Origin of the sequence: Psychrobacter sp. CMS30 (assembly GCF_904846565.1) — a bacterium.
GTDB lineage: Bacteria > Pseudomonadota > Gammaproteobacteria > Pseudomonadales > Moraxellaceae > Psychrobacter > Psychrobacter maritimus.
In genome coordinates, this window is sequence record NZ_CAJHBF010000003.1 from 18,298 (window position 1) to 29,648 (window position 11,351).

Sequence of the window (11,351 nt, forward strand, 5' to 3'; positions counted from 1 at the left end):
TTCATTCTTTAACCTTGTTAATGACTTAGATATTAATCATTTACAGGGTTTTCAGGTTGGTAGTTTGAATGTGATGGTTTTGCAAAGGCAAACTTAACCACCTGCAATGCCACACAAACGGCACCAGTGATCAAGACCACGTCACCAAAGGTACGAATCCAACGCAGTGTTTGTAAGAAATCTTGTTGTAAGAAGCCTTCACTACGAGCATACCATAAGCCTTCGGTCATTGATGCGTGCGCTTGGAAAATACCAATCGGTAATAAACTGGTGACAATCATCAATACCAAGCCTGCATTTAGCGCCCAAAAACCCGTTTTGATAAGGTTTTCACTAAACACATAGTCTGGACGGATATAACGCATGACCAGTAAGACAAAGCCGATTGCTAAGAACCCATAGACCCCGAACAGTGCAGCATGTGAGTGAACAGCTGTGGTATTTAACCCTTGTAAATAAAACAGTGACACAGGTGGGTTAATCATAAAGCCGAACACGCCTGCTCCCAACATATTCCAAAACGCGACGGCAACGAAACACATGATAGGCCATTTGAGCTTATCCATCCATGGCGCTTGACGCTGCATAGACCAATGCTCATACCCTTCATAACCTAGTACAACTAAAGGTACCACTTCTAAGGCACTAAATGAGGCGCCGATTGCCATGACTGGCGTGGTTGTGCCTGAGAAGTATAAATGGTGGAAGGTACCGGGTACACCGCCGAGCATAAATAGCGCCGCAGAAGCGATGGCAGAACCTGTGGCGATTTTTTTATTAACCAAGCCTAAGTTATAGAAAATGAAAGCCAATGATACGGTGGCAAATACTTCAAAGAAGCCTTCTACCCATAAATGTACCACCCACCAGCGCCAGTATTCCATGATGGTTAAATGTGTACGCTCGCCGTAGAACAAGCCAGCACCATAAAATAAACCAACGCAAACAACTGATGCAAAGAAGATTGCCAATAAGTTTTTATCGCCCGGTTGTTTAAATGCTGGTAAGCAACCGCGGGTCATTAATACCAACCAGAACAATATACCGACCCATTTTAAAATCTGCCAGAAGCGACCAAGGTCAATAAATTCATAGCCTTGATGACCAAACCAGAAGTTGTATTTCGCCGGCATAATGCCAGCAATGGCAAAGTATTGGCTAATAAATGAGCCAACGACGACGATAATTAACGCCACCCAAAGTATATCAACGCCCAATTTTTGATACTTAGGATCTTTACCGCCATTGATAAGCGGTGTTAAGTACAAGCCTGCCATCAAGAAAGCGGTGGCAATCCAAAACAAAGCTGCCTGAATATGCCACGTACGCACCAGCGAATACGGGAAGTAATCGGCGACGGCAATACCATAAAACTCTTGTCCTTCAACGGTATAATGCGCGACGAAACCGCCGATAAATACCTGAAAGACAAACAACCCCATGACTAAAACACCGTATTTCGCCAAGGCTTTTTGCGACGGCGTTAACGCTATTTTGGTTAATGGGTCAGCGTTTGGTGTGATTTCCTTAACGTCTTCTTCTTTACGTAAAAATGACCAACCCCAAATAAGGAAACCCACCCCAGCAATTAAGAACACCACACTGGCGATAGACCACATGATATTTTCTGAGGTTGGGACGTTATCAATTAGCGGCTCATGCGGCCAGTTATTAGTATAAGTGGCATTGGTACCCGGACGTTCGGTAGACGCCATCCAAGCGGTCCAAAAGAAAAAGTTGGTCAGTTTTTGTCTGTCTTCAATGTCTGCCAAGGTATTGTTTTTCATGGCAAAGTTTTCACGCGACTTTTGCAAGGACGGCTCATTACCATACAAGCCAATATAGTAAGGCGCGACTTCATCGATGGCAGCGATACGCGTATCTGACAACACCACTTGATTTTTATCATTGGTATTGCTACCACGGTATTCTTTTTTCAACTGCGCATTAAGTACCGCTTTTTGATCGTCTGTGGTGGCGGCAAAATCATGCCCATATAATTCTTGTGCTCTGATATCTAACCATGCCACAAGCTCTCTATGTAACCAATCTGCCGTCCAGTCAGGCGCTTGATAGGCACCATGCCCGAGCACTGAGCCAAGCTGCTGCCCACCGGTACGCTGCCAAGCAGATTGACCATCTAAAATATCTTCTTCTGTGATTAAAACCTTCCCATTGCTGTCAATATACTGATCAGGGATAGGAGGTGCGGTACGATACACTTCCACGCCGCCCCAGCCTAAAAAGGTAAAGGTAACCACGAGGACGGCGATTAAGCCCCACCAATACTTCTTGTACTCGCCCATATCTTGCTCCTACTGGCTAGATAGATGATTTGAACACTTAAACATTCATTTAAAATGAATCTTTATAAGCGTCATGATTCCAAAAATGAAAAAAAATAATGTTGCCCGTTGCGATAAGTCTATTGATAGCTATGATTGATAGCTATGATTGATAGCTATGATTAATAGCTCTGATTAATAGCTCTGATTAATAGCTCTGATTAATAGCTCTGATTAATAGTTCTGATTAATAGTTCTGATTAATAGTTCTGATTAATAGTTCTGCAAATCTTAAGCCTACTGCCTTAGTCTTAGTCTTAGTCTTAGTCTTGATATTTAGGTAAGAATAAAGGTTAATAACTTAAATTTAAGATTACCTCACTGACCAATTGATAGACTCTATCGCTTCGATGGCTAAAAGTATTTGATGAGTATTTACATCTAGCATCAAACTGGAAACATAATAACATTCATTTAATGTGAATGTTAAGAGTTATTTCTATTTATTCTTATAATCATAATAAACTGTACCGCTCATTCTTTATAAAACAACCCATTAACCTCGCTATAAACTTCCAAAACATTGGGGCGAATATCAAAGCCAGTTAATGGATTGTGCATAATGAATAGGCATAAAAAAACCAGATAGCATTGAACTATCTGGTACGTGGTTAAATTACTCTAAAACCAATATCGTGCTAATTATTTAGCGTTTGATAACACCTGATAACTACGCTCAATCACCGGCGCATCAACCATATTACCGTCAACTTTAAAGACTGCCTGCCCACTGCGCTCATATTCTGTGACCACGCGCTGCGCAAATTCAAGCTCACTAACCGTTGGTTGCAGTGACTGCTTGACGACGTCAACTTGCTTAGGATGGATACAAAGCATGCCGGACATGCCCATCTGCGACCATAGCTGCACACGATGATGCAGCCCTTTATTATCATTAAAATCTGCATACACACTGTCAATCGGCGCGAGCAATTGGTGGACTTTTGAGGTCAGGATAAGCTGATAACGAATTTGATTGGCAATAATATCCGCTGATGCTGTGCCCACTTGCACTTGTAAATCATTGCATAAATCTAAAAAGCCATAGCTAAATGCAAGCAGCCCTGAAGCTTTTGCCATCTCCTCAATACGGTATAAGCCCATGGCATTTTCTATCAACGCAATCACGGGCAGCCCCGCTTCTTGATACACCCTTTCGATATCCGCTGGCTGCTCAGCTTTTGCCAGTAATACACCTGCTAGCTTAGGCAGCTGCTGACATAACGCTAAATCTTTAACAAATTCTGCACTGCTCGCTTGATTAATACGTAGCCAAATCGGACGATAGCTTTTAGCGTCATGCTCAGCATCATAATATTCTTTTACCGCCGCGCGAGCTTGGGCTTTATCTACTTGCGCCACCGCATCTTCTAAATCAACAATCACCGCATCTGCCCCACTAGCAAAAGCTTTTGCTACCCGATCTATTCGCGTTGCCGGAACAAATAACCACGTCTTGGTATCAGCAAGCGATTTAATAACAGCTCGGTAATTTTGCGATTCAGTATGGGTATCGCTGCTCGTGTTTTTATTGACAGGCTGATTGCTAAAAGCTGACATGCTTAGTTCCCATAGATAGGTAGGTAGGTAAATAAATAGATGAATAGGTAAATAGTCATCTTAGCAACATTTAGCATGATTGTGCCATGACAAAAGCGCTTGTCATAGCACAATCACTGTATAGGATAATTACCTATAGAGTTATGACTCCTGTGGTTTATCAAATAACTTCTCGATAGGTTTACTATGGATTTTAGAGCTATTAAACAGTGATTTATTACCGCTATCACCTTCTGTCCAAAAGTTGATATTAAACTGGGCATCGTCACTTAATTCTACGCGGTGCCAATATTGAGGCGGACTGACCGCAAACTGTCCAGCGTTAATAGCCACTGTTTTTTCTGGCTCAGTGGCCGCTTCATCAGCAAAGCCATAAAAGGTCACCGTCCCTTGCATGACACAAATTTGTCCGTAGACGCCTTCCGCCGTATTGTGATGGGTTAACAAGGCGTTAGGCACTTTATCTTTGGTGAAGAAATGGGTTGAACGTTTTATTTTCCAATGACTTGGAATGACGGGATTGGGATTGGTGGTGCTAGTGGTATTGTTGGTGTTCGTGATATTGGTATCAGTATGGTTAGTGGCACTCATGATAACTCCTTGGCTAGTTTGCTTGCTGTAGATTTTTATCTCAATCTGCCTTAAAGGTTAATATTCAATTGAGAATAATTATCATTAATATAAAATAGCACTTTTTAAAAGGCTTTACCAGCCTTGTAGGAGTTTGATTATTAATAAAAATATAACGCCCGAAAATGCCTGCCTACTCCCCATTAAGTAGTATAGAAAGTAGACCCTATACTGCTTTCGCTCAATAGTTATGACGCCCCCTTTATTGCTATCTTGTGCCCATTACCGGCATCAGAATTTATAATGGGGACATTATCATGCATGCAAAAGAATTACTCGAGGTTGAACGCCGTGAGATAAGGGCGCTTCACTATACGTGGATTGCTTTTTTTCTCACCTTTTATGTCTGGTTTAATATGGCGCCGCTGGCAACCTCGATGCTACAGACGGAAAGCTATTTAACCCCTGATCACATCAAATTATTTTTAATTGCCAACGTGGCGTTGACGATTCCGGGGCGCGTCATCGTTGGCATGGCATTAGACCGCTTTGGTCCGCGGCGCGTGTTTTCTATCTTAATGGTGGTGATGGCGATACCGACGTGGTTTTTCGCGTTTGGCGACTCTGCCATGCAACTATTCGTCTCGCGCTTATTTATGTCTATCGTCGGTGCAGGCTTCGTCGTCGGTATTCATATGACGGCGTTATGGTTTAAACCAAAAGACATTGGCTTTGCCGAAGGCTTTTATGCTGGCTGGGGAAATTTTGGTTCAGCAGCAGCGGCGATTACCATACCTACTGTCGCTTTACAATTCTTTGGCGGCGATGATGGCTGGCGCTGGGCAATTGCACTATCTGGTCTATTAATGGCGCTATACGGCGTGGCTTATTGGTTTTTAATCACCGATGGACCGGAAGTCGGTACGCATAAAAAATCCCGTAAAGCTGGCGCGTTAGAAGTGTCGACTTGGAAAGACTTGTGGTTATATTGCTTATTTATCGTTCCTTTATACGGTGTATTGGGATTGCTGGTTTATCGCACCCAAGCGATGGGATTTTTAAGTGCCACGGGCGCTATCATTGCTTATAGCGTGATTGTATTGATGGTCATTTATCAGATTTATAAAGCCATCAGCGTCAATGTACCTATGCTTAAAGCTGGTATTCCAGAAGATGATAAATACCCGTTTAAATCGGTGGCGGCGCTGAATGTCAGCTATTTTGCTAACTTTGGCGCAGAGCTAGCGGTGGTTTCTATGTTACCTATGTTCTTTGCTGCGACTTGGAAACTTGATCCGACTGCGGCTGGTTTGATTGCCTCTACCTTTGCCTTTGTCAATTTATGGGCGCGGCCACTTGGCGGTTATATCTCTGATAAAGTCGGTAATCGTCGTTTGGTGATGCTGATTTATATGTTCGGTATTGGTATTGGTTTTGCGCTGATGGGTATGCTTAATGCCGAATGGCCGCTATTTATCGCCGTGGTCTTTACCATTCTATGCTCGGTGTTTGTACAAGGGGCAGAAGGCGCGACCTTTGGGATTATTCCTTCAATTAAACGTCGTTTGACCGGTCAAATATCAGGCATGGCAGGTGCTTATGGTAACGTTGGCGCGGTATTCTACTTATTTATTTATACCTTTGTAGAGCCCAATCAATTCTTTTATATCATTGCAGTTGGCGCGCTGATTGCATGGGTTGTCTGTTATTTTTGGTTGGCAGAACCAGAAGACGCCTTTGGTGATGAATATAAAATGTCATCCGTTGATCGGCAGATTGCGGCAGAACAAGGCTAGTTATTCATAATACCTTTTGACCAAAAAAAACCCACTTAGCAAAAGTTAAGTGGGTTTTTAGTTTTAGATAAAGGCGATAGATATTTTTATCTTGCTTATAAAAAAGCTACTTAGATAAATGGTTAACCGTCCATACCGCCGCTTCTACCCGTGTCCGCAGACCAGTTTTATTGAGGATATGCTTGACGTGTACCTTTACCGTTGATTCGGCAATATCCAAATTATTGGCAATCATCTTATTACTCATCCCTTCAGCAATCATCTGAATAACTTGTAGCTCTCTACTGGTCAGATTACTGGCGATATCTTGAATGCTTGGAGTGCGCAACGTTTGGGCAAGTATCGAGGCTAGATTGGGACTGATGACCAACTCACCGCGGAGTATTTTTCTGATATCAATAATAATCAGCTCAGGCTCCATATCTTTTAGCAGATAACCATCGACGCCCAATTTTAACGCCTCTTGTACGTCTTCACCGCTATCAGAAACGGTGAACAGGACGGTCTTGGTATTGATATTTCTGGCTTTGATTTCTCTCAAGGTTTCGATACCGGTGAGCACCGGCATTTTGTGGTCAAGTATCACCAAATCGACGTCATTATTTTCTAAAAAGGCTAATGCCTCTTGACCATTACTGGTTTCGCCAACGACTTTGACATCGTCTTCAAGACTTAATAACTCGGATATGCCGCGGCGTAGCATCGGATGGTCATCGACCAATAATAGGCGAGCGGGCGAGGTGCTGGTATAAACTTTGGTGCTCATAACATACTCACAAATAAAAAAATGGTACAAGAATTTAATGATTTAAATTTAATAATTCAGTATTACAGTGCTTAAAAACTGCTTAGCGGAAATCATATTTAAAAATGAAACTGGTTAGAAAAATCCGCCAAAAAAATGCCAATCAACAACTTCATAAAAGACCATTCAATCGCTTAAAACCACGATTTTACTAGGCTATAAATAAGCATCTTTATTACTTTCTTCATCAAAGAAATTGGGCTCAAATCTGACCGTAACGATAGTGCCGCGTGGCTCGTTATCAGTCACGATAAGTTCGCCGCCGATATTATGGGCGCGCTCTTTCATAATCATCAAGCCGTGATGCTGGGTTTGATCGACACCGCCAGATATGCCAACGCCATCATCGATGATACTCATGACGATATATTTATCACCGTCCTCGTATTCCAAATGAATTGCGACGTTTTGTGCTTTTGCATGGCGGCTAATATTTGACAGCGCTTCTCTAGCAATCTGAATCAAATCTATCTGCTCAGTGGCGCTCAAATTAAGCGTCATAATATGGTTGTGTACCGTTATATTAAAACCGCCTTTTAAGGCAAACTCACTGGCAGCATCGTGCAAGGCTTCGTCGAAATTATCATTATCGATGGTCAAGCGAAAGGTCACCAATAAATCTCTTAACTGCTGATAAGCGGAGCCTAGCCCCATTTTTATCTGCTCGATATTTTGCGCTACCGGTGCTTTGACGGGCTCGCTGCCAGCGTTTTTAAGGTGTCTTTCAAGTTCGCCGACTTGGATTTTTAGATAAGACAACGACTGCGCCAAGGAGTCATGCAGCTCTCTCGCAATGGTCGAGCGCTCTTCAAATAAAATCAGCTGATGCTCTTGCTGTTTTTGCTTACGTAGCGATAAGGCGGTACTGATTAAGTTGGTCAGCGCCACGATGAGCTCGTTATTTTGCGCATCCAATTCAGGACTGCTAAATGGGAAAACACTCCCCGCCTCTGTCATGTTTATACGCTGTTCTGGCGCAATACCATGACCAGTCTTATTACTGTCATCATCATTAAGGCCATCATCAGCAATAAAAGAGTAGTTCATCATTAGCGCCGACTTAGGTCGCACGCGCAATTCGCCAAATTCTTCTTGTTGATGAACAATAGGATAAGACTTGGTATGTTCGCCATTTTTAGTTGCGCAGTTATCACAGTTGAGCTTTTTGCACAGCTCTTTCATTTTTTCGCCATGCAGAACGATGGCATTTTTACTGGTGATATATTTATTCTGTATGCACAAGGTAAATTCTAAATGCGGCAAGGTTTTGCTGAAATCTGCAATCAAGGCATCGAGCTGATATAAGCTCACTTGGCTGGTGGTCAGCGATTTTGAAAAGTCATAAAATAGTGACAGTACTTGGTTGGCTTTAACCAAATGCTGGGTTTTTACTTGCACCTCACTCTCAAGCGAGCGCTGATAGGTCTCAATCGTACTTGCCATGTCATTAAAAGAATTGCCAAGCACTTCAAACTCTCGATAGCCTGCGATGGATACTCTGGTATTAAACTGACCGTCTTTAAATTGGTTATTGGCTTTAATCAATTGATAAATAGGCGTGAGCACCAATTGATGCAATCTGCGCATGCCAATCAGTACAATAATGATGGTCAGTATCAACGAGAGGATTTGCAGGTTTTGCTGCCATGTCTGGCGCTGCTCGTTTCGGTACTGCAGCTCACCAACAAAGCGGTTCACATCTTCGATATAACTGGCAGAAACGCCATAAAACGCCTGTTTATCCTGCACCAATAAAGTCGGCTTTAAGTCTTGATACCATTGGTCTTTTATCTCATTAAGCTGCTCATTGATGAGCGTATGTCTATTGGCACTCGTTAGCTGATAGACCTGCAATTCTGCCAGCCGATTTTCCATATCCTTAATCAAGATAGCTGTCTTTTCGGCGGTGTTTTTATTAGAAAAATCTAATTTATCTTGTTTAACAGACGTCTCATTTTCTTGGTCGCTGACGCCGTTTTGGTTAATATTTAAACTTGAGCTAAAAGGATGGTCATCGGAAAAACCAGTCGCAATCTGAAAGCTAATGCGATAAGTGGCCATGCGTATCGAACCTGCGGTATTAATCGCCTCCGCATCAGACCGTGCTACCCAAGCCAGCGCCCCACTCCCCAACGCTGACATCAAGGATAAGATGGCGATGATAATAATAGCGCCCCACGCATGCAGGGTTAAAGACTGGCGGCGTTGAATAGACTTCATGAATAGCATTTACCCATCAAAATTAGTAAAAAAGAGGCGTTCAGTATCAGCGTTAACAACTTACTAAAAGTATTAAAAGCATCTTAAAAAAAGCCTTAAAAACAGCCAAGTGCGCCTAACCAATCTCAAACCAGTTCTGGTTAAAAACTCCACACTTTTCAAAAAATAAAAACCATATCATTCCATTCAGAGCAAACTTTTAGTAATCATTCTGCCCGCAACATACCTCTTTTAGCCATCAGTATACCACTATGTATGAATACTCATCATCGGGATAACGCAGTACCGTGAGTTATCGTTTCTATAAAACCATTGATTGTGATGATTTGCTGTTATCAAGGGCGCATTGGTGACAGACATCAATCTACCGCATCAACCTAACCCATATACGAGCGGTCATTAACAACAATCAAAGCGACTGCAGACGGTAAGTTTTATAACGGCTGAAGGTTATAAAACTATCCATTATAACCAAGCATAAATGATATTAAGTGAGGAATAGTATGGGCAATGATTACAACTTCAAAGGTGGTAAGCTCATCACTGACTGGCGACCTGAGATAGATGAGTTCTGGAAAGGGGGCGGCAAAAAAGTCGCCACTCGCAATTTATGGATATCCATTCCATCCTTGCTACTGGCGTTTGCGGTATGGATGGTATGGAGCGCGGTCATCGTGCGCTTACCTGAGATTGGTTTTGATTTTGATGGTGGGCAGCTGTTTTGGTTAGCGGCGCTGCCCGGACTATCAGGGGCGACGCTACGGATTTTTTATTCTTTTATGGTGCCAATTTTTGGTGGTCGGCGTTGGACAGCGATATCGACTTTGTCTTTATTAATTCCGGCATTATGGATGGGCTTTGCGGTTCAAAATCCTGATACGCCGTTTATGATATTTGCCATTATTGCGCTGCTTTGCGGCTTTGGCGGTGGTAACTTTGCCTCGTCTATGTCCAATATCTCATTCTTTTATCCAAAAGCAGAACAAGGTACAGCGCTTGGGCTAAACGCTGGTTTGGGTAATTTGGGCGTGTCGGTCATGCAGTTCGTCGTCCCGATGATTATATTGGTAGCGGCCTTTGGTAGCTTAGGCGGCGACCCACAAGTCTCTGCCAGCGGCAAACTGTTTTATCTACAAAACGCGGGCTTTATTTGGGTACCCTTTATCCTGCTGTTCTCAGCATTGGCATGGTTTGGCATGAACGACATTGCCACCGCCAAAGCCTCGTTTAAAGACCAATCGGTTATCTTTAAACGCAAACATAACTGGATTATGTGTATTCTTTATATGGCAACCTTTGGCTCCTTTATTGGTTTTTCCGCCGCATTCCCGATGCTGATTAAAAACTCATTTCCTGCCATTGATGCGCTTAAATTTGCCTTTTTAGGTCCCTTGGTTGGCGCGCTATTTCGTCCACTAGGTGGCTGGATATCTGATAAAACCAGCGGCGCAAAAGTCACTTTTTGGAACTATATCGTGATGGTATTGGCAGTATTGGCGGTGATGTACTTCCTACCTAGCGAGACCAATGAGGGCAGCTTTGTCGGCTACTTTATCTCCTTTATGGTGTTGTTTATTACCACGGGTATCGGTAACGGCTCTACCTTTACCATGATTCCAGTTATTTTTAGAACCTTTCACGAACGCCTTGAGCCTGAGAAAGCAGGGACAGAGCCGCTATTTATTGAAATACGTAAAGAGTCAGCGGCGGTGGTTGGATTCACCTCAGCAATCGCCGCTTATGGCGCGTTCTTTGTGCCAAAAATGTTCGGTTCAGGACTGGGTATTGATGGCACCTTTATCGCCTTAATTGTCTTTTACATTCTCTGTATCGTATTGACTTGGTGGTATTACAGCCGTGCTAATGCTGAGATTCCTTGTTAAAGCGCCTTTTATAACAACCCTTTAACAACCATCTTTTGAATGAGCAATAACCTACCCTATGAAGTGCTACTTGCTGATGTGAGTAGCACTTTTTTTTGTTTTAAATTTTTGCTAAGTAATTTTTAGCTGCTAAATAAGCATGGCTTATGGATGTTTAACGATTAGACGCTCA

The 11,351-nt window shown here is 42.7% G+C and carries 7 protein-coding genes; 2 read left to right on the top strand and 5 right to left on the bottom strand.

Translation table 11 applies throughout. The features are described 5' to 3' along the window. Positions 1-32 precede the first annotated feature (32 nt). From JMX94_RS02175 to JMX94_RS02185, 3 genes are all read right to left on the bottom strand, one after another. Positions 33-2,306, bottom strand: coding sequence for a nitric-oxide reductase large subunit (locus tag JMX94_RS02175; protein ID WP_201562814.1), 2,274 nt, complete (start codon positions 2,304-2,306; stop codon positions 33-35). 681 nt (positions 2,307-2,987) lie between these two features. Continuing rightward, the gene (locus tag JMX94_RS02180) at positions 2,988-3,905 is read right to left on the bottom strand and encodes a CoA ester lyase (protein ID WP_201562816.1); all 918 of its coding nucleotides are present in this window, start codon (positions 3,903-3,905) and stop codon (positions 2,988-2,990) included. Positions 3,906-4,046: 141 nt separating this feature from the next. Beyond that, positions 4,047-4,496 (bottom strand): DUF1971 domain-containing protein, encoded by a 450-nt coding sequence (locus tag JMX94_RS02185; RefSeq protein ID WP_201562818.1) that lies wholly within the window; start codon positions 4,494-4,496, stop codon positions 4,047-4,049. A 296-nt stretch (positions 4,497-4,792) separates the two neighbouring features. Here JMX94_RS02185 and JMX94_RS02190 point away from each other — a divergent pair, with 296 nt between their 5' ends. Further along, complete coding sequence (locus tag JMX94_RS02190) at positions 4,793-6,271, top strand: MFS transporter (RefSeq protein ID WP_201562820.1); 1,479 nt, start codon at positions 4,793-4,795, stop codon at positions 6,269-6,271. 106 nt (positions 6,272-6,377) lie between these two features. On the opposite strand, the gene narL is transcribed toward JMX94_RS02190, so the two are convergent. Both narL and JMX94_RS02200 read right to left on the bottom strand, forming a co-directional pair. Beyond that, positions 6,378-7,037, bottom strand: a complete 660-nt coding sequence (gene narL, locus JMX94_RS02195) for a two-component system response regulator NarL (protein WP_201562822.1) — start codon at positions 7,035-7,037, stop codon at positions 6,378-6,380. 195 nt (positions 7,038-7,232) lie between these two features. Next, entirely contained in the window at positions 7,233-9,296 is a 2,064-nt protein-coding gene (locus JMX94_RS02200; RefSeq protein ID WP_227673474.1) for a histidine kinase, read from the bottom strand. A gap of 503 nt (positions 9,297-9,799) precedes the next feature. On the opposite strand from JMX94_RS02200, the gene JMX94_RS02205 reads away from it, so the two are divergent. Beyond that, complete coding sequence (locus JMX94_RS02205) at positions 9,800-11,179, top strand: NarK family nitrate/nitrite MFS transporter (RefSeq protein ID WP_201562826.1); 1,380 nt, start codon at positions 9,800-9,802, stop codon at positions 11,177-11,179. Positions 11,180-11,351 lie beyond the last annotated feature (172 nt).